The following is an 18,182-nucleotide window of genomic DNA, read 5'->3' on the forward strand; positions in this document are numbered from 1 at the left end:
TGGACGTTTGGGCCGTTGCTTTCGGCCGTTGTGGAAAGGGTGTGTGCCGCGCGTGAACGGACCGCTGATCGTCCAGTCCGACAAGACGCTGCTCCTGGAGGTCGACCATGAGCAGGCCGACGAGTGCCGTCGGGCCATCGCGCCGTTCGCCGAGCTGGAGCGGGCGCCGGAGCACATCCACACCTACCGGCTGACGCCGCTGGGCCTGTGGAACGCGCGCGCCGCCGGGCACGACGCCGAGCAGGTCGTGGACGCGCTCGTGCAGTACAGCCGGTATCCGGTGCCGCACGCGCTGCTCGTCGACATCGCCGAGACCATGGACCGCTACGGGCGGCTGACCCTGCACAAGCACCCGGCGCACGGACTGGTGCTCACCAGCACCGACCGGCCGGTGCTGGAGGAGGTGCTGCGCTCCAAGCGGATCGCGCCGCTGGTGGGGGACCGGATCGATCCGGACACCGTCATCGTGCACCCCTCCGAGCGCGGGCAGATCAAGCAGACGCTGCTGAAGCTGGGCTGGCCGGCCGAGGACCTCGCCGGGTACGTCGACGGTGAGGCGCACCCCATCGAACTGCACGAGGACGGGTGGGCGCTGCGGCCCTACCAGAAGCAGGCCGTGGAGAACTTCTGGCACGGCGGCAGCGGAGTCGTGGTGCTGCCGTGCGGCGCCGGGAAGACCCTGGTGGGGGCCGGGGCGATGTCCCAGGCCAAGTCGACGACGCTGATCCTGGTCACCAACACCGTCTCGGCCCGGCAGTGGAAGCACGAGCTGGTGAAGCGGACCTCGCTGACCGAGGACGAGGTCGGCGAGTACAGCGGGACGAAGAAGGAGATCCGGCCCGTCACCATCGCCACCTACCAGGTGCTGACGACCAAGCGGAAGGGCGTCTACCCGCATCTGGAGCTGTTCGACTCCCGGGACTGGGGTCTGATCGTCTACGACGAGGTGCACCTGCTGCCCGCGCCGGTGTTCAAGTTCACCGCCGATCTGCAGGCGCGGCGCCGGCTCGGGCTGACGGCGACGCTGGTCCGCGAGGACGGCCGGGAGTCGGACGTGTTCTCCCTCATCGGGCCGAAGCGGTTCGACGCGCCGTGGAAGGAGATCGAGGCGCAGGGCTACATCGCGCCCGCCGACTGCGTCGAGGTCCGGGTGAACCTGACCGACTCCGAGCGCCTCGCGTACGCGACCGCGGAGGCGGAGGAGAAGTACCGGTTCTGCGCGACGACGGACACCAAGCGGAAGGTGACCGAGGCGATCGTGCGGCGCTTCGCCGGGCAGCAGATCCTCGTCATCGGGCAGTACATCGACCAGCTCGACGAGCTGGGCGAGCACCTGGGTGCGCCGGTCATCAAGGGTGAGACGTCCAACGCGCAGCGCGAGAAGCTCTTCGACGCCTTCCGGGCCGGGGAGATCAACGTGCTGGTGGTCTCCAAGGTCGCGAACTTCTCCATCGACCTGCCGGAGGCGACGGTCGCCGTCCAGGTGTCCGGCACGTTCGGGTCGCGGCAGGAGGAGGCGCAGCGGCTGGGACGCGTACTGCGGCCGAAGGCGGACGGCCACCAGGCCCACTTCTACTCGGTCGTCGCCCGCGACACCCTCGACCAGGACTTCGCCGCCCACCGCCAGCGCTTCCTGGCGGAACAGGGCTACGCGTACCGGATCATGGACGCGGACGAGCTGCTGGCGGAGGACTGAGCGGACGGCTGGTCAGCCGCGCAGGGCCGACCAGCGGCGCCGCCCGGGCAACACCCCGGCGGTGAGCCAGGCGCCGAAGGTGAGCGGGCTGCCCGCCCCGGACACCGGGTCGGGTACTCAGCCCGGCGGCGGTGTCCGCACACTCACTCGTGGTCCGTACCGGCGGCGTACGCCCGCCTCCTCTCCGTACTCGCCGAGGATGACTACGTCGAAGGCGGCTCGGGCGTAGACCCGTACCGCGCGCAGGGCGTCGCCGAGGGGGTGGCGGTGGCCGGTGGCTATCGGGGTGGCGCCCGGGGGGCGTCCGGGGGCTGGGCTGAACGTCGCAGTGGTCATGTCTCCATGGTGCGATTACGGACATAAAGGTGTCATCGGTCTCCGGGCTGCCGTTTCCCCTAGGCCGGGCGGGTCGCGGCCCCTAGGGGATCGGGCGCAGCGGAAATCCGCTGGCCCGGCCCACGCCCCCTCGCCTAGAATCTCCGCTCTTGCCCGCCTCCCCTCATCCGGGAGTGCCGCCGGCCGGTCGGCAACCGGCCGGAGAAGTCCAGGAGTCACCCCCGCGCAGGTCCTTCCGGAGGCACCCCCTTGTCCACGCCCGTGTCCCTGTCCGCCGACGCCGACCCCCTGGCCCGGGAACGTGCCCATCTCGCCTCCTCCCGTGCCGCATTGCGCGCGATGCGTGAGGACGTCGAGGCCCTCGACATCACCGACGTCGCCGCGAACTGGGTCAACGCCCAGGTCCTCGCCCGCCAGATCGACGACCGCATCAAGGCGCTTGCCGACCTAAGCGACACCCCGCTGTTCTTCGGCCGCCTCGACTACCAGCACGCGCCGGGCGCCGAGCAGGCCGAAGGAGCCGACGGGGAACGCTTCTACATCGGGCGGCGGCATGTGCACGACGCGGCCGGCGACCCCATGGTCATCGACTGGCGCGCACCCGTCTCGCAGCCGTTCTACCGGGCCTCCAAGAAGGACCCGATGGACATCGCGCTGCGCCGCCGCTTCGGCTACACCGGCGGCGAGCTGACCGCGTACGAGGACGAGCACCTGTCGGACCCGGCGGAGGCGGCGCAGACCAGCCGGCTGCTCCAGCAGGAGATCGAGCGGCCGCGTGTCGGCCCGATGCGGGACATCGTCGCCACCATCCAGCCCGAACAGGACGAGATCGTCCGCAGCGGGCTGAGCGGCACGGTGTGCGTGCAGGGCGGCCCCGGCACCGGGAAGACCGCCGTCGGCCTGCACCGCGTCGCCTATCTGCTGTACGCCCACCGGGAACGCCTCGCCCGCACCGGCACCCTCGTCATCGGGCCGAACAAGAGCTTCCTGCACTACATCGAGCAGGTGCTGCCCGCGCTGGGCGAGCTGACCGTGCAGCAGGCCACGGTCGACGACCTGGTCGCCGTCGTGGACGTCCGGGGCGTGGACGACGCGGACGCCGCGGTGGTCAAGGGCGACGCCCGGATGGCCGAGGTGCTGCGGCGCGCCCTGTACTCCCACGTCACCATGCCCACCGAGCCGGTCGTCGTGGTGCGCGGATCGCGCCGCTGGCGCGTGGCGGCGTACGAGATCGAGGAACTGGTACGGCAGTTGCTGGAGCGCGGCATCCGCTACGGCGCCGCCCGCGAGGCGCTGCCGCAGCGGATCGCGCACGCGGTGCTGGTGCAGATGGAACGCGCCGGGGAGGCCCCCGACGACCGGGTGCAGGACGCGGTGGCCCGCAACACGGCGGTGAAGGCGGCCGTGAAGGCGATCTGGCCGGCCGTCGACCCGGCGAAGCTGGTGCTGCGGCTGCTGTTCGACGCGGAGTTCCTCGCCGAGCACGCGGCCGGCGTCCTCACCGACGAGGAGCAGAAGACGATCCTGTGGGCGAAGCCGGCCCGCAGCGTGAAGTCGGCCAAGTGGTCGGCCGCCGACGCCGTACTGATCGACGAGGCGTCCGATCTGATCCTGCGCACGCACTCCCTCGGGCACGTGGTCCTGGACGAGGCGCAGGATCTGTCCCCCATGCAGTACCGGGCGGTGGGCCGGCGCTGCACCACCGGCTCGGCGACCGTCCTCGGCGACCTGGCGCAGGGCACCACGCCGTGGGCGACCCGGAGTTGGGCCGAGGCCCTGGCGCACCTGGGCAAGTCCGACGCCGTCGTGGAGGAGCTGACCGCCGGGTTCCGCGTGCCGACGGACGTCATCGCCTACGCCTCCCGGCTGCTGCCGCACATCGCGCCGGGCCTGACCCCGGTGGCGTCGGTCCGCGAGAACCCGGGCTTCTTCGAGGTCCGGGAGATCGACGGTGCCGACGGGGACACCGGCGTCGTCGCCGCCTGCGGGGAGCTGCTGCGCCACGAGGGCTCCATCGGCCTCATCGCCGCCGACGCGCGCGTCCCCGCGCTGGCCGAGGCACTGACGGCGGCGGGCCTGACGTATCTCGCCCCGGGCGAGGAGACCACCCCCGACACCCGCCTGACCCTGGTCCCGGCCTCCCTGGCCAAGGGCCTCGAATACGACTACGTGGTCCTGGACGAGCCCCAGGCGGTGGTCGACGGTGAACCGGACGAACGCACGGGCCTGCGCCGCCTGTACGTGGCGCTGACGAGGGCGGTCTCAGGCCTGATCGTCACGCACGCGGCGCCGCTGCCCGACCAGTTGGGGTGAGCTGGGGCGCACCGAGGGGCGCGGGGCCCGCGTCGCGGCCAACGGCTCTGCGGCCGACCTCAGGGGCGCGGGGAACTGCGCGACCGGCCACGACCGGCCCGCACCCGGCGATGAGACAGGACCCCCACCGCGCTACCCCGCGTCCAGCACCCTTCGCCACTCACGAACGGCCCCCTCCGACACCGGCCCCTCCCACCCCCCGGAGCGAGCCGCGCCGCCGATGTGAAACGCGTCGATCCCCGCGGCGCGCAACGCCGGGACGTGGTCGAGCCGTAGCCCCCCGCCCACCAGGATCTGCTGCTCGTACCGCCCCGCCTCCGCGAGCAGCGTCGGCAGACCCGCGTCGACGCCGGAGGCGGACCCGGCCGTGAGAAACGCGTCCAGCCCCGGCGACCCGTCGAGCGCCTTGCGCAGAGCGTCCCGGTCGGCGCAGTGATCAATGGCCCGGTGGAAGGTCCAGGGACAGCCGTCGAGCACGGCCACCACCCGCTCGACGGCCGCCAGGTCCACCCCGCCGTGCGCCTCGAGGAAACCGAGCACGAACTGGTCGGCGCCGGCCGCGCGCAGCTCCCCCGCCGTGTCCACCAGCCGCCGCGGGTCCCCCGCCGCGAAGCCGCCCGCGAGCCGCAGCATGACCCTCAGATCGATGTCGACGGCGGCGCGGATCGCGCGGAAGGTGTCCACGGACGGGGTGAGCCCGTCGGCGGCCATGTCGGTGACCAGCTCGAGGCGGTCCGCGCCTCCGGCCTGGGCGGCGACGGCGTCCGCGGTGTCGAGGGCGATCACCTCCAGGACTGCGCGCTTGCTCATGGGACCCCATTCGTCGGCTCGGACGGGCTGCTACAGGTCTAGTCCAATTTTACGATACGCCCCGCAGCTCCCGCGCAGCCCGTCGCACCCGCCGCCCGCCCGGCCGAAAAATTTCGCGGGACGGCGCGTCAGCCGAAGACGTTCAGCTCCTCCTCCCGCGCCCCCGCCAGCTCGTACCCGCCCGCCTTCACCGGCCGGCCCGCGTACAGCCGGACCAGGGTCGCGGAGTCACCGATGTAGCGGGCCGGCGGCCGCTGCGGCACGATCGCACCCAGCCGCAGCGGCTCGTCGACGTCGTCCAGGTCCGCGTGCAGCGGCAGATGCTCCCGCTCCTGCGTCCGTCGCACCAGCAGCGCGAGGGCGTACGGCAGCCCGGGCCCGCCGTACGCGCCGGGCTCCCCGAAGGCGTCCCGCACGTCACCGGCGTGCACCCACTCCCCCAGCGCGAGCCCGTCCAGCTTCCCGCCCGCCTCGGCGATCAGCGGCCCCGCCTCGGTCATGCCGCGCTCCAGCTCGTCCACCACCTGGGCGTTCGTCCACTCGGCGCGCTCGGCGATGTCGCGGTCGTTGGACTCCGGCGAGAACACGCCCTCTTCCAGGCGGCCCTCCACCACCCGCGTCAGGGCGGCCGAACAGTGCGCCAGCACATCCCGCACCGACCAGCCGGGACAGGCCGCCGCCGGCAGCGCGAAGTCGGCGTCGGGGCGGGAACGCAGCAGGGGGATCAGCACATCGCGCTCGGCGGTCAGCAGCCGTCCGGGCAGTTCCGGGTCATGTACGTCAGTCGTCATGTCGTCCACGCTAGGGGGCGGGCGGCGCGTGGCGGGAGAATGAACGCATGGCCGATCTCGATGATCTGCGTTCCCGCTGGTTGCGCGCCTTCCTCGCGGCACGCGACGACGACTCCTGCGTCATCGCTCCGTACCGTTACGCCGACGCCCTGCTGAGCCGCTGGCAGGAGCCCCAGCGGCACTACCACACGCTCACCCACCTCACCGCGGTCCTCGACCACGTCGACGTACTGGAGAAGTACGCCGACGACCCCGACCTGGTCCGCCTCGCCGCCTGGTTCCACGACGCCGTCTATCTGCCCGAGCGGTCGACGAACGAGGAACGCTCCGCCCGGCTCGCCGAGCGCGCCCTGTCCGAGGCCGGTCTCACCGCGGCGAAGACCGCCGAGGTGGCCCGGCTGGTGCGGCTCACCGCCGGGCACGACCCGGCCGACGGCGACCGCAACGGGCAGGTGCTGTGCGACGCCGACCTGGCGATCCTGGCCGCGCCGCCGTCGGCGTACGCCGCCTACACCGCGGCCGTCCGCGAGGAGTACCACTTCGTGCCGAACGACGCCTTCCGCGCCGGGCGGTCGGACGTCCTGCGGCACCTTCTGGCGCTGCCGCGGCTGTTCAGCACGCCGTACGGCCGGGAGCACTGGGAGGCGACCGCCCGCTACAACCTCCGCTCCGAGCTGGAAATGCTGTCGCCCTCCACGCAGCCGGATGCCTAGGGTGCCGTTCATGGAGACATGGGGCGGGGATCAGGTGGACGCGGCCGTGGCGAGCTGTCTCGCGGCGCTGCGGCCGGTGGCGGACCAGGACTGGACGGCGGTGAAGGCGGGCCGGCTGGAGTGGAGCTGTCACACCACGGCGTTCCACATCGCCGAGGATCTCTTCTCCTACGCCGGGCAGTTGGCGGGCCGCGCCCAGGAGGACTACGTACCCGTCGAGCTCGTCCTCGAGGGCGACCCGGGCAACTTCGGGCTGCTCCAGGTCATCGAGACGATGGGCGTGCTGCTGGCCACCACCGTGCGTGCGACACCGCCCGGGGTGCGCGCCTTCCACCCGTACCCGTTCCGCAGCGCCGACCGGGAGGGGTTCGCCGCGATGGGCGTGGCCGAGGTGCTGCTGCACACCCATGACATCGCCGAGGGCCTGGGTTTCGCCTACGAGCCGCCCGCCGAGCTGTGCGAGGACCTGCTCACACGCCTGTTCCCGCACGTCAAGCCGGGCCCGGCACCCTGGCCGACCCTGCTGTGGGCGACCGGCCGCGGTGAGCTTCCGGACCGTGCGCCGGTCACCGAGTGGCGCTGGCGCAACAACCTGGTCATCGAGACCGAGCGCCTGACGCTGACCGGCGTCCGCCCCGCCGCCGCGCGGGATCTGAACCTGGGCGGCGACGGCGGCTTCACCTGGAGCGAGGACGGGCCGTACGAGGGCACCCGCCGGGCGGCCGGGATGCTGGCGCAGGCGTACGAGGCGGGTGTGCACCGGCCGGAGTTCGGGATGTTCGCCCTCGTACGGCGCCAGGACGGCCGCGCGATCGGCGGCATGGGTTTCCACGGCGCGCCGGACGAGGAGGGCCGGGTGGAGGTCGGTTACGACCTCGTCCCCTCCGCCCGCGGCCAGGGCTATGCCACGGAGGCGCTGCGGACGCTGGCCCACTGGGCGCTGGAACGGGACGACGTACGGGTGGTCTTCGCCACCGTCGACCGGGGCAACGAGCCGTCCCATGCTGTGGTCACCCGGGCCGGCTTCACCCAGGTCGGCGACGACGGCACGCACGTCGCCTACGCGCTGCGCCGCTAGCCCGCGCTCCAGCCGCCGCTAGGCCCGCGCCCGCCCCTTGCGCCGGCGCAGGCCGGAGGCGATCAGCAGGCGTACCACCTCGCGGCTGCCGACCTCGACCGCCCCCGCGGCGACCGCGTCCGCATACCGGTGGGACGGGACGTCGTAGTGGTCGCGTTCGAACGCCCGCCGCGGTACGCCCAACGCGTCGGCGAACGCGTGCAGTTCGTCGTAAGACACATCGCTCACCAGATGCGACCACAGGCGGCCGTGGCCGGGCCAGGTCGGCGGGTCGATGTACACCGTCACGAGGAGTGCGCTCCGCCCATGGCCCCTAGGCGGCCCACCGCGGCGACCTTCACCCCCGCCTTGTGGCACACCCAGTGCGGATCGGGCCCCAGTTCGGGCTCGACGTCCAGGGCGTGCGGGTCACCTGAGCCGCACACCGGGCACAGCGGCCACCGGCCGTACCGCTCCAGCAGCGCGTCCTGCACGTCCTGCGCGACCAGCCCGGCGATGTAGGCCACTCCCTCCGGCCACTGCTCCACCCACCAGCGCCGCTGGGCGATCGAGTTCTCGACCAGCGACACCACGTCCGCTTCGGCGACCTCACGCGCGATCAGGTCGGCCATCACACGCGCACGCGCCGCGTGCAGGGCCTGCTCCAGGGGGCTGACGGGATTCATGTCCCCATTGTGCGCACTCTTGCCCCGGGCACCGAGCCGGAAATATCTTTCAGGGGTGAGCCAGGATGTGAAGGAAATTTTCGGTGGCGCGCTGGCCGCCAAGGTGCGCACGCTCGCCCCTTCGATGACCCGTTCCATGCAGCGCGTCGCCGAGGCCGTCGCGAGCGACCCGGCCGGCTGCGCCGCCCTGACGGTCACCGGCCTCGCCGAACGCACCGGCACCAGCGAGGCCACGGTCGTGCGCACCGCCCGCCTGCTCGGCTACCCGGGCTACCGCGACCTGCGCCTGGCCCTCGCCGGCCTCGCCGCACACCAGCAGTCCGGCCGCGCACCCGCCATCACCACCGACATCGCGGTCGATGACCCGATCGCCGACGTCGTGACGAAACTGGCCTACGACGAGCAGCAGACCCTCGCCGACACCGCCGCCGGCCTCGACACCGGGCAGCTCGGCGCGGCCGTCACCGCACTCGCCGCCGCCCGCCGCACCGACGTGTACGGCATCGGCGCCTCCGGCCTGGTCGCCCAGGACCTCACCCAGAAACTCCTGCGGATAGGCCTGATCGCGCACGCCCACAGCGACCCGCACCTCGCCGTCACCAACGCGGTGCAGCTGCGCGCCGGGGACGTGGCGATCGCCATCACCCACTCCGGTTCCACCGGCGACGTCATAGAACCGCTGCGCGTCGCCTTCGAGCACGGCGCCACCACCGTGGCGATCACCGGGCGCCCGGACAGCGCGGTCACGCAGTACGCCGACCATGTGCTGACCACCTCCACCTCCCGGGAGAGCGAGCTGCGGCCGGCGGCGATGTCGTCCCGGACCAGTCAACTGCTGGTGGTGGACTGCCTGTTCGTGGGTGTGGCGCAGCGGACGTACGACACGGCGGGGCCGGCGCTGGCGGCGTCTTACGAGGCGCTGGCGCACCGGCACCGGCGGTAGCTCAGCCGTTCAAGACCGTAGGACTGACGGTCGTGGGTGACTGCGGGTCCGTTGTGGTCGATCGCGCAGTCCCCGCGCCCCTTTGGGTCAGACATCCGCACCCCGATCGGAAAGAGCCGTTTCGCCATGGCCTCCAACCCCCACGCCCCCGACCTGCGCGCCGAACTCGACTCGCTGACCACCGAGGCGTTCCGGCCCGAGCTTGCCGGGATCGATCAGTTGCCCACTTCGGAGATCGCCCGGCTGATGAACGACGAGGACGCCCGGGTGCCCGGTGCGGTCGCCGAGCGTCTGCCGCAGATCGCCGCCGCCATCGACGCCGTCGCCGAGCGGATGTCCCGCGGCGGCCGCCTCGTCTACGCCGGGGCCGGCACCGCCGGACGGCTCGGCGTGCTCGACGCCTCCGAGTGCCCGCCCACCTTCAACACCGAGCCCGGCCAGGTCGTCGGCCTCATCGCCGGTGGCCCCGAGGCCATGGTCACCTCCGTCGAGGGTGCCGAGGACTCCAGGGAACTGGCCCGGGCCGACCTGGACGCGCTGGCGCTGACGCCGCAGGACAGCGTGGTCGGCGTCTCCGCCTCCGGCCGCACCCCGTACGCGGTCGGCGCGGTCGAGTACGCCCGCTCGCTGGGGGCGCTCACGATCGGGCTGGCCTGCAACGCGGGCAGCGCGCTCGCGGCGGCGGCCGACCACGGAATCGAGATCGTCGCGGGGCCGGAACTGATCACCGGCTCGACCCGGCTGAAGGCCGGCACGGCCCAGAAGCTCGTGCTGAACATGCTCTCGACGATCACGATGATCCGTCTCGGCAAGACCTACGGGAACCTGATGGTCGACGTGCGCGCCTCCAACGCGAAGTTGCGCGCCCGCTCCCGCCGGATCGTCGCGCTCGCCACCGGGGCGGGCGAGGAGGAGATCGAGGCGGCGCTCACGGCCACCGACGGCGAGGTGAAGAACGCGATCCTGGTCCTGCTCACCGGGGTGGACGGCCCGACGGCGGCCCGCCTGCTGGCCGAGTCCGGCGGCCATCTGCGCGCGGCCCTGGCGGCGGCCCACACGTCATGAACGGGGCGGCCTCCGACGGCCCCCGCCGTACATGCCGGGGTGCTCGGCATACGTCGGCTCCCCGTGCGCCCGCTGCCAGGCGCCCCTCTCGCGCACGCGAAGCGGCTGTCGCGGCCTACCCTCGAGTACATGAACCACGCGCAGCTCACCGCCCTCGGGCGCGCCCTCCGGCTCCTCGGCGAGCACGGTGAGGCGCTCACCGCCGACTCCCCGGACACCAAGCTGCACGAGGTGAAGACGGATCTGCGGCGGGCGCTGGACCTGCTGGAGGAGAGCGTGTCCTCGGCGCCGCCGACGACCCGCTGCGCCGAGCACCCGCAGGGCCCCGTGGACGAGAGCGCGCCGGACCTGTGCCTGCTGTGCGAGACACGGCGGCGGGCGGCCCGGCGGGCCGAGGTCGGCGGCGGGTACGGCCGGCCGCGTCCCCAGGACACCGCGGAGCGGATGCCGTCCCGCTACGGCGTGCGCGAGGACCGGCCGCAGCCGCAGCAGCGATGGCTGCCGGAAGCGTGGAACGGGCGGGAGTGGCAGCTGTGCGGCACGCCGCGCCACGACCGCCGGGAGGCCGAGCTGTATCTGGCCGCCCAGCGGCGCGGGCCCCGGCCGGCGATGGCGTACCGGCTGGTGCACGAGTTCACCGACTACGAGGTGCTGCGGGTGTGGGGCACGCCGGTGAAGGTGGACATCGAGCCCATGGGCAACCTGTAGCCGCGTCCCGACGCGAGGGCAGCGTGGCGGTGACCGGGGTGGTGGTCATCCGTTCGCGGCGGCCGTCTCGGACGGCTCGACCCGTTCCCCTTGCTCATGAAAATCCCTGGAGCGGTCCGGAGCGGCTCCCAGACACACGTCGGCCGGGGTGCCTCCGTTGTCCGGACACCCCGGCCGTCGCTCGGCGCGCACGCCTCTCGCTCAGCCCGGCGCGAGCGCGCCGCCGGGTCAGCTCAGCGTCTTCAGGGCCGCCGCGTCGTACGGCTTCAGCTCGTCGAAGCGGCCGGCCAGGACCTTCGCCGCCCACTCGGGGTCCTGGAGCAGGGCACGGCCGATGGCGACCAGGTCGAACTCGTCGGCCTCCAGGCGGTCCAGCAGGTTGTCGATGTTCTTGACCGGCGAGCCCTCGCCCTGGAAGGCGTGGAGGAAGTCGCCGTCGAGGCCCACCGAGCCGACGGTGATGACGCTCTTGCCCGTCAGCTTCTTGGTCCAGCCGGCCAGGTTGAGGTCGGAGCCGTCGAACTCCGGCAGCCAGTAACGGCGGGTGGACGCGTGGAAGGCGTCGACACCGGCGGCCGCCAGCGGGGTGAGGATGGCCTCCAGCTCCTCGGGGGTCTCGGCGAGGCGCGCGGTGTAGTCCTGCTGCTTCCACTGCGAGTAGCGGAAGATCACCGGGAACTCGGGCGACACCCTCTCGCGGACGGCCGCGACGATCTCCGCCGCGAACTTCGTGCGGGCCACCGGGTCACCGCCGTAGGCGTCGGTACGGCGGTTGGTGCCCTCCCACAGGAACTGGTCGACGAGGTAGCCGTGGGCGCCGTGGATCTCCACCCCGTCGAAGCCGATGCGCTCGGCGTCGGCGGCGGCCTGGGCGAACGCGGCGACCACGTCGTCGAGGTCCTGCTGCGTCATGGCCTTGCCGGTGGGCTCGGCGCCGGCCGTGACGAGGCCGGAGGGGCCCATGGCCGGGGCGTCCGGGAAGGGCGGCTCGCCCTGCTTGCGGACCATGCCGATGTGCCACAGCTGCGGCACGATCGTGCCGCCGCCCGCGTGCACGGCCTCGGCGACCTTCGCCCAGCCGGCCAGCTGCTCCTCGCCGTGGAACCGCGGCACCCGGTCGCTCTGCCCCGCCGACTCGTGCCCGACGTAGGTGCCCTCGGTGACGATCAGGCCGACCCCGGCGGCGGCACGGCGGGCGTAGTACGACACCACGTCCTCGCCGGGGACGCCGCCCGGCGAGAACATCCGGGTCATCGGCGCCATCGCGATGCGGTTCGGGACGGTCAGACCGTTGATCGTCGTCGGGCGGGACAGCAGGGCGGCCGCGCGGGCGGCGGCGGGCTCGGCGAGGGTCATGCGAGGCTCCTCAGGTGACCGGTGGGTATGTGCGCGCGCATTGTTGCACTCACTGAAGCAACCGATCACGCCCCGCCCCTCATTCCGGCGACGGGACCCGGCGAATGTGACCCCTGACACGCCCGAGGGCGGCACCTCCAGCCAGAAGCTGGACGTACCGCCCTCGGAAAGGCCTTCGCGAAGACCTGTGAAGGACAGGCGATCCCGGAAGGATCAGAAGTCCATGTCACCGCCCGGCATGCCGCCGCCGGCCGGGGCCGCGGCCTTCTCCGGCTTGTCGGCGATGACGGCCTCGGTGGTGAGGAACAGCGCGGCGATCGACGCGGCGTTCTGCAGCGCGGAGCGCGTCACCTTGGCCGGGTCGATGATGCCCTCGGCGACCAGGTCGACGTACTCGCCGGTCGCGGCGTTCAGGCCGTGGCCCGGGGTCAGGTTGCGGACCTTCTCCACCACGACGCCGCCCTCGAGGCCGGCGTTGACCGCGATCTGCTTCAGCGGGGCCTCGAGCGCGAGCTTCACGGCCTGGGCGCCGGTCGCCTCGTCACCGTCGAGCTCCAGCTTGTCGAAGACGTGGGTCGTCTGCAGCAGGGCCACGCCACCACCGGCGACGATGCCCTCCTCGACGGCCGCCTTGGCGTTGCGGACGGCGTCCTCGATGCGGTGCTTGCGCTCCTTGAGCTCCACCTCGGTGGCGGCACCGGCCTTGATGACCGCGACACCGCCGGCGAGCTTCGCCAGGCGCTCCTGCAGCTTCTCGCGGTCGTAGTCGGAGTCGCTGTTCTCGATCTCGGCGCGGATCTGGTTCACGCGGCCCGCGACCTGGTCCGAGGAGCCGGCACCGTCGACGATGGTGGTCTCGTCCTTGGTGATGACGACCTTGCGGGCGCGGCCCAGGAGGTCCAGGGTCGCGTTCTCCAGCTTGAGGCCGACCTCCTCGGAGATGACCTCGCCGCCCGTGAGGATGGCGATGTCGCCGAGCATGGCCTTGCGGCGGTCGCCGAAGCCCGGGGCCTTGACGGCGACGGACTTGAAGGTGCCGCGGATCTTGTTCACGACCAGGGTCGACAGGGCCTCGCCCTCGACGTCCTCGGCGATGATCAGCAGCGGCTTGCCCGACTGCATGACCTTCTCCAGGAGCGGGAGCAGGTCCTTGACCGAGGAGATCTTGGAGTTGGCGATGAGGATGTACGGGTCCTCGAGCACCGCCTCCATGCGCTCCATGTCGGTGGCGAAGTAGGCGGAGATGTAGCCCTTGTCGAAGCGCATGCCCTCGGTGAGCTCGAGCTCGAGGCCGAAGGTGTTGCTCTCCTCGACGGTGATGACGCCTTCCTTGCCGACCTTGTCCATGGCCTCGGCGATGAGCTCGCCGATCTGGGTGTCGGCGGCGGAGATGGAGGCCGTGGAGGCGATCTGCTCCTTGGTCTCGACGTCCTTCGCCTGCTCCAGCAGGGCGGCGGAGACGGCTTCGACGGCCTTCTCGATACCGCGCTTCAGAGCCATCGGGTTGGCACCGGCGGCGACGTTGCGCAGGCCTTCCTTGACCAGGGCCTGGGCGAGCACGGTCGCGGTGGTCGTACCGTCACCGGCGACGTCGTCCGTCTTCTTGGCGACTTCCTTGACCAGCTCGGCGCCGATCTTCTCGTACGGGTCCTCGAGCTCGATCTCCTTGGCGATGGACACGCCATCGTTGGTGATCGTGGGCGCGCCCCACTTCTTCTCGAGGACGACGTTGCGGCCCTTGGGGCCGAGCGTCACCTTCACGGCGTCCGCGAGCTGGTTCATGCCGCGCTCGAGGCCGCGCCGCGCCTCCTCGTCGAACGCGATGATCTTGGCCATGTGAAGTGGTCCCTCCAGGACTGGGGGTGATTACTTCGGACCGCGCCCGCGCCCGCGACGGACGGCCCCGACCGGAGGAAGCTCCTTGCCCCGCCCGGCCCTGGCCTCACCGACCCGGTCCTTACGTTGTCACTCTCACCTTCAGAGTGCTAACGCAATGATTAGCACTCGGGCATGGCGAGTGCAAGCGCCTCCCCCGCATCCGCCCCCCTCGTCAGCCGCCCGCGAACACCGCCGCACGGCGCCCTGGACACGCCGAAGGGCCCGCACCCTGTGCGAGGTGCGGGCCCTACGTGCGTGAAAGAACGTTCAGGCGGTGACGCGAACCATGTCGGCCTGCGGACCCTTCTGGCCCTGCGAGATCTCGAACTCGACCCGCTGGCCCTCCTCCAGGGTGCGGTAGCCGTCCATCTGGATGGCGCTGTAGTGGACGAAGACGTCCGCACCACCGTCGACCGCGATGAAGCCGTAGCCCTTCTCCGCGTTGAACCACTTGACGGTGCCCTGAGCCATGCCTAACTCCCCTATTACTGGCCCTTGCACAGATCCGCACTTCGCGGATCCGGGTCAGACCTCACCCCCCGATGGGTGGGGGCGTGCGCCGGAACGCGTCGACCGCGGCTGAATGTATCTGTCCAACTGCCGTCTGCAACAGGTCAATCGGACGAGAAATCTGGACGACCCGGGCCCGAAATCTCGCGAGAATTCACCTGAATTCCGAGCAAGTCGGGCCGTTCAAAGGGTGCAAAAAAGACAAAAGACCCGCATACTTTGGCTACTTCTTGTCGCCCGTGCAGCAGGTTCCAGAGATCACGCCCCGTCGATTCCGGGGCGCGTTCCCCAACTCTACCGCGCCTAATCACATGGAATTGCCCCCTCCGTTTCTCTCACGGAAGGGGCAGCCCGAGGAACTCTGTGTGTCAGCAGCCGCCGGCGACCGCCGGAATGATCGACACACCCGCGCCGTCCGGGGTGGCCGTCTCCAGACCCTGCTCGAAGCGCACGTCGTCGTCATTGACGTACACGTTGACGAACCGGCGCAGCTTGCCCTGGTCGTCCAGCACCCGCGCGGCGATGCCGGTGTGGTTCTTCTCCAGGTCCGCGATGACCTCGGCGAGGGTCGCCCCGTCGGCGGGAACCTCGGCCTGGCCACCGGTGTAGGTGCGCAGGATGGTGGGGATGCGGACAGTGACGCTCACGTGGAAACCTCCGGTGGGATAGGCGCCCTGAAGGGGCGCGGGGAACTGCGCGACCAGCCCCCCGCGGTCCGCAGACGATGGTCTCTCAGACGAGACCCGCGTCGCGGAACGAGTCGAGGGTGGGTCGGATCGTCGCGGTCAGTCCCGTACCGGCGACCGCGTCGAGGGTCTTCAGCCCATCACCCGTGTTCAGCACCACCGTGGTCTTCGTCGGGTCCAGCAAACCGTTCTCGATCAGCTTGCGGGTCACACCCACCGTCACCCCACCGGCGGTCTCCGCGAAGATCCCCTCCGTGCGGGCCAGCAGCTTGATCGCGTCGACGACCTGCTCGTCGGTGACGTCCTCCACCGCGCCGCCCGTGCGGCGCGCGATGTCCAGGACGTACGGCCCGTCGGCCGGGTTGCCGATCGCCAGCGACTTGGCGATGGTGTTCGGCTTCTGCGGGCGCACCACGTCGTGCCCGGCCTTGAAGGCCGTGGACACCGGCGAGCAACCCTCGGCCTGCGCACCGAAGATCTTGTACGGCTTGTCCTCGACCAGGCCCAGCTTGATGAGCTCCTGCAGGCCCTTGTCGACCTTGGTGAGCTGCGAGCCGGAGGCGATCGGGACGACGAGCTGGTCGGGCAGCTGCCAGCCGAGCTGCTCGCAGATCTCGTACGCCAGGGTCTTGGAGCCCTCGGCGTAGTACGGCCGCAGGTTGACGTTGACGAAGCCCCAGCCCTCGCCGGCCGGGTCGCCGATCAGCTCGGAGCAGAAGCGGTTCACGTCGTCGTAGTTGCCCTCGATGCCGACGAGCTCGCCGCCGTAGATCGCGGCCATGACGACCTTGCCCTGCTCCAGGTCGTGCGGAATGAACACGCAGGAGCGGAAGCCGGCCCGCGCGGCGGCGGCGCCGACGGCGCCGGCCAGGTTGCCGGTGGAAGAGCAGGACAGGGTGGTGAAGCCGAAGGCGCGTGCCGCCTCCAGCGCCTGCGCGACCACGCGGTCCTTGAAGGAGTGGGTCGGGTTGCCCGAGTCGTCCTTGACGTACAGACCACCGGTCACGCCGAGCTCGGCGGCGAGGTGGTCGGCCTTGACGAGCTTGGTCCAGCCGGGGTTGATGTTCGGCTTGTCGGCCACGTCCGCGGGGACGGGCAGCAGCGGGGCGTAACGCCAGATGTTCGCGGGACCCGCCTCGATACGCTTGCGGAGTTCCTCGGTGTCGTAGGCCGAGAAGTCATAGGCGATCTCGAGCGGGCCGAAACACTCCTCGCACGCGAAAACCGGGCCCAGCGGGACCCGGTGACCGCACTCGCGGCAGCTCAGGGCCGCGGCGGGACCGAGGTCGACGGTGGAGGTGCTGGTAACTGTCTGCGCAGCCATGTGAGGCGAGGCCCTTTCTCCTCATCTTCCCCACGACGCATCTCGCCGTGAGACGGAATTGGCACCTTCCCCGGCCGGGAGCCTCGCGTGAACGAGTCCGGAATCAGGGTGGTTGCCGGGGCTTCACCGGGCCGTGTCCCTCTGCCCCTCTGGATGAGCGGTATTCGGTTGTGAACGCGGGCGACCCCCGACATGCGATGGTCATCAGCGTTGTTCAAGACTGTAACCGAAGGCCAGGACAGTTGAGATAGTCGTCCGAACCGCGAGATGGATCACACGATCACCCGATGTGAGCCGGTGTGATCACGACAGTGAGGAGCCGCAGACCGTGCTTGAAGAAGTTGAGCGCTGGCTGAGCAGTCGCTCCTGGTCGGTGACCGATCGACCCCTGCACCAGATCCTGGCCGCCAAGCGCGCCACGGGGCAGACGGTCTCCGTCGTGCTGCCGGCGCTGAACGAGGAGGAGACGGTCGGCGACATCGTCGCGATCGTCCGGCACGACCTCATGCAGCAGGTTCCGCTGGTCGACGAGGTGGTCGTGGTCGACTCGGGCTCCACCGACCGTACCGCCGAGGTGGCCGCGGCCGCGGGCGCCCGGGTCGTCCACCGCGACGAGATACTGCCGCGCGTCCCCGCCGTCCCCGGCAAGGGCGAGGTGCTGTGGCGCTCCCTGCTGGTCACCGACGGCGACATCGTCTGTTTCGTCGACGCGGACCTGAAGGAGTTCTCCTCCGACTTCGTGACGGGCATCGTCGGCCCGCTCCTCACCGACCCCGAGGTCCAGCTGGTCAAGGCGATGTACGACCGCCCGCTGGCCGGCGCGGCGGGCCAGGGCGGCCGGGTCACCGAGCTGATGGCCCGCCCGCTGCTGAACATGCACTGGCCGCAGCTGGCGGGCTTCGTGCAGCCGCTCGGCGGCGAGTACGCGGCCCGCCGCAGCCTGCTGGAACAGCTGCCCTTCCCGGTCGGCTACGGCGTGGAGCTGGGCATGCTGGTCGACGCCCTGCACCTGGTCGGCCTCGACGCCCTCGCCCAGGTCGATGTCGGCGTGCGCATCCACCGCCACCAGGACGGTCAGGCCCTCGGCCGGATGGCGGCGGCGATCTACCGCACCGCCCAGCTCCGGCTGGCCCGCGGCCATCTGATCCGGCCGTCGCTGACCCAGTTCGAGCGGAGCGAGGACGGCTTCGAGCCGCGCACGTACTCCGTGGACACGGAGGAGCGCCCGCCGATGACGGAGATCGCGGAGTACGCGGCGCGAAAGGTGGCGTGAGGCGGGTCGCCCCCGGAAGGCGGCGTGCGATGGGTGT

Annotated in this window: 18 protein-coding genes and 1 riboswitch; of the genes, 8 read left to right on the forward strand and 10 right to left on the reverse strand. The window is 71.4% G+C overall.

Features of this window, described 5'->3' with window-relative positions:
• Positions 1–52 precede the first annotated feature (52 nt).
• Positions 53–1,696, forward strand: coding sequence for a DNA repair helicase XPB (locus tag ACF1GV_RS25090; RefSeq protein WP_391684830.1), 1,644 nt, complete (start codon positions 53–55; stop codon positions 1,694–1,696).
• A 117-nt stretch (positions 1,697–1,813) separates the two neighbouring features.
• Here the strand turns inward: ACF1GV_RS25090 and ACF1GV_RS25095 are convergent, their stop codons facing one another.
• On the reverse strand, positions 1,814–2,032 hold the full coding sequence (locus ACF1GV_RS25095) for a hypothetical protein (RefSeq protein WP_391684832.1): 219 nt from the start codon (positions 2,030–2,032) through the stop codon (positions 1,814–1,816).
• 339 nt (positions 2,033–2,371) lie between these two features.
• Between ACF1GV_RS25095 and ACF1GV_RS25100 the strand changes: the two genes are divergently transcribed.
• Positions 2,372–4,345: a HelD family protein gene (locus ACF1GV_RS25100; protein ID WP_391685104.1), complete on the forward strand. Its 1,974-nt coding sequence runs from the start codon at positions 2,372–2,374 to the stop codon at positions 4,343–4,345.
• Positions 4,346–4,477: 132 nt separating this feature from the next.
• Here ACF1GV_RS25100 and ACF1GV_RS25105 read toward each other — a convergent pair whose 3' ends face one another.
• Entirely contained in the window at positions 4,478–5,155 is a 678-nt protein-coding gene (locus ACF1GV_RS25105; RefSeq protein WP_391684834.1) for a copper homeostasis protein CutC, read from the reverse strand.
• A 128-nt stretch (positions 5,156–5,283) separates the two neighbouring features.
• Positions 5,284–5,946 (reverse strand): maleylpyruvate isomerase family mycothiol-dependent enzyme, encoded by a 663-nt coding sequence (locus ACF1GV_RS25110; protein WP_391684836.1) that lies wholly within the window; start codon positions 5,944–5,946, stop codon positions 5,284–5,286.
• Positions 5,947–5,993: 47 nt separating this feature from the next.
• Between ACF1GV_RS25110 and ACF1GV_RS25115 the strand changes: the two genes are divergently transcribed.
• On the forward strand, positions 5,994–6,659 hold the full coding sequence (locus ACF1GV_RS25115) for a hypothetical protein (RefSeq protein WP_391684838.1): 666 nt from the start codon (positions 5,994–5,996) through the stop codon (positions 6,657–6,659).
• A gap of 10 nt (positions 6,660–6,669) precedes the next feature.
• Positions 6,670–7,737 (forward strand): GNAT family N-acetyltransferase, encoded by a 1,068-nt coding sequence (locus tag ACF1GV_RS25120; protein WP_391684840.1) that lies wholly within the window; start codon positions 6,670–6,672, stop codon positions 7,735–7,737.
• Between the two features lie 18 nt (positions 7,738–7,755).
• Here the strand turns inward: ACF1GV_RS25120 and ACF1GV_RS25125 are convergent, their stop codons facing one another.
• The gene (locus tag ACF1GV_RS25125) at positions 7,756–8,025 is read right to left on the reverse strand and encodes a DUF4031 domain-containing protein (RefSeq protein WP_391684842.1); all 270 of its coding nucleotides are present in this window, start codon (positions 8,023–8,025) and stop codon (positions 7,756–7,758) included.
• The gene (locus ACF1GV_RS25130) at positions 8,022–8,402 is read right to left on the reverse strand and encodes a hypothetical protein (protein WP_391684844.1); all 381 of its coding nucleotides are present in this window, start codon (positions 8,400–8,402) and stop codon (positions 8,022–8,024) included. Before ACF1GV_RS25130 ends, ACF1GV_RS25125 begins: the two co-directional genes overlap by 4 nt.
• Positions 8,403–8,457: 55 nt before the next feature.
• On the opposite strand from ACF1GV_RS25130, the gene ACF1GV_RS25135 reads away from it, so the two are divergent.
• The 3 genes from ACF1GV_RS25135 to ACF1GV_RS25145 all read left to right on the forward strand — a co-directional run bounded on the left by ACF1GV_RS25135 (position 8,458) and on the right by ACF1GV_RS25145 (position 11,118).
• Positions 8,458–9,345 carry a MurR/RpiR family transcriptional regulator gene (locus tag ACF1GV_RS25135; RefSeq protein ID WP_363263558.1) on the forward strand — a complete coding sequence of 296 codons (888 nt, stop codon included), beginning with the start codon at positions 8,458–8,460 and terminating at the stop codon, positions 9,343–9,345.
• 126 nt (positions 9,346–9,471) lie between these two features.
• Positions 9,472–10,410 (forward strand): N-acetylmuramic acid 6-phosphate etherase, encoded by a 939-nt coding sequence (murQ, locus tag ACF1GV_RS25140; RefSeq protein WP_391684846.1) that lies wholly within the window; start codon positions 9,472–9,474, stop codon positions 10,408–10,410.
• Between the two features lie 129 nt (positions 10,411–10,539).
• Positions 10,540–11,118: a hypothetical protein gene (locus ACF1GV_RS25145; protein ID WP_363263560.1), complete on the forward strand. Its 579-nt coding sequence runs from the start codon at positions 10,540–10,542 to the stop codon at positions 11,116–11,118.
• Between the two features lie 228 nt (positions 11,119–11,346).
• Here the strand turns inward: ACF1GV_RS25145 and ACF1GV_RS25150 are convergent, their stop codons facing one another.
• The 5 genes from ACF1GV_RS25150 to thrC form a co-directional block, all read right to left on the reverse strand.
• Positions 11,347–12,474, reverse strand: coding sequence for an NADH:flavin oxidoreductase (locus ACF1GV_RS25150; RefSeq protein WP_391684849.1), 1,128 nt, complete (start codon positions 12,472–12,474; stop codon positions 11,347–11,349).
• Between the two features lie 213 nt (positions 12,475–12,687).
• The gene (gene groL, locus ACF1GV_RS25155) at positions 12,688–14,310 is read right to left on the reverse strand and encodes a chaperonin GroEL (RefSeq protein ID WP_361631511.1); all 1,623 of its coding nucleotides are present in this window, start codon (positions 14,308–14,310) and stop codon (positions 12,688–12,690) included.
• 309 nt (positions 14,311–14,619) lie between these two features.
• On the reverse strand, positions 14,620–14,823 hold the full coding sequence (locus ACF1GV_RS25160) for a cold-shock protein (RefSeq protein ID WP_004986573.1): 204 nt from the start codon (positions 14,821–14,823) through the stop codon (positions 14,620–14,622).
• Between the two features lie 407 nt (positions 14,824–15,230).
• Complete coding sequence (locus ACF1GV_RS25165) at positions 15,231–15,509, reverse strand: MoaD/ThiS family protein (RefSeq protein WP_363263563.1); 279 nt, start codon at positions 15,507–15,509, stop codon at positions 15,231–15,233.
• Positions 15,510–15,594: 85 nt separating this feature from the next.
• The gene (gene thrC, locus ACF1GV_RS25170) at positions 15,595–16,872 is read right to left on the reverse strand and encodes a threonine synthase (RefSeq protein WP_391684851.1); all 1,278 of its coding nucleotides are present in this window, start codon (positions 16,870–16,872) and stop codon (positions 15,595–15,597) included.
• An 18-nt stretch (positions 16,873–16,890) separates the two neighbouring features.
• Positions 16,891–17,032, reverse strand: a riboswitch (SAM riboswitch).
• A gap of 168 nt (positions 17,033–17,200) precedes the next feature.
• Here thrC and ACF1GV_RS25175 point away from each other — a divergent pair.
• Positions 17,201–18,145: a glucosyl-3-phosphoglycerate synthase gene (locus ACF1GV_RS25175; RefSeq protein ID WP_391684853.1), complete on the forward strand. Its 945-nt coding sequence runs from the start codon at positions 17,201–17,203 to the stop codon at positions 18,143–18,145.
• Positions 18,146–18,182: the final 37 nt, after the last annotated feature.

The sequence above is a fragment of the Streptomyces sp. NPDC014006 genome (assembly GCF_043088925.1).
Classification (GTDB): domain Bacteria; phylum Actinomycetota; class Actinomycetes; order Streptomycetales; family Streptomycetaceae; genus Streptomyces.

Coding starts and splice junctions, on each gene's coding strand:
- thrC (WP_391684851.1), bottom strand. CDS start 16,872: ATGGCTGCGCAGACAGTTACCAGCACCTCCACCGTCGACCTCGGTCCC.
- groL (WP_361631511.1), bottom strand. CDS start 14,310: ATGGCCAAGATCATCGCGTTCGACGAGGAGGCGCGGCGCGGCCTCGAG.
- ACF1GV_RS25095 (WP_391684832.1), bottom strand. CDS start 2,032: ATGACCACTGCGACGTTCAGCCCAGCCCCCGGACGCCCCCCGGGCGCC.
- ACF1GV_RS25130 (WP_391684844.1), bottom strand. CDS start 8,402: ATGAATCCCGTCAGCCCCCTGGAGCAGGCCCTGCACGCGGCGCGTGCG.
- ACF1GV_RS25150 (WP_391684849.1), bottom strand. CDS start 12,474: ATGACCCTCGCCGAGCCCGCCGCCGCCCGCGCGGCCGCCCTGCTGTCC.
- ACF1GV_RS25100 (WP_391685104.1), top strand. CDS start 2,372: ATGCGTGAGGACGTCGAGGCCCTCGACATCACCGACGTCGCCGCGAAC.
- ACF1GV_RS25105 (WP_391684834.1), bottom strand. CDS start 5,155: ATGAGCAAGCGCGCAGTCCTGGAGGTGATCGCCCTCGACACCGCGGAC.
- ACF1GV_RS25115 (WP_391684838.1), top strand. CDS start 5,994: ATGGCCGATCTCGATGATCTGCGTTCCCGCTGGTTGCGCGCCTTCCTC.
- ACF1GV_RS25120 (WP_391684840.1), top strand. CDS start 6,670: ATGGAGACATGGGGCGGGGATCAGGTGGACGCGGCCGTGGCGAGCTGT.
- ACF1GV_RS25145 (WP_363263560.1), top strand. CDS start 10,540: ATGAACCACGCGCAGCTCACCGCCCTCGGGCGCGCCCTCCGGCTCCTC.
- ACF1GV_RS25160 (WP_004986573.1), bottom strand. CDS start 14,823: ATGGCTCAGGGCACCGTCAAGTGGTTCAACGCGGAGAAGGGCTACGGC.
- murQ (WP_391684846.1), top strand. CDS start 9,472: ATGGCCTCCAACCCCCACGCCCCCGACCTGCGCGCCGAACTCGACTCG.
- ACF1GV_RS25110 (WP_391684836.1), bottom strand. CDS start 5,946: ATGACGACTGACGTACATGACCCGGAACTGCCCGGACGGCTGCTGACC.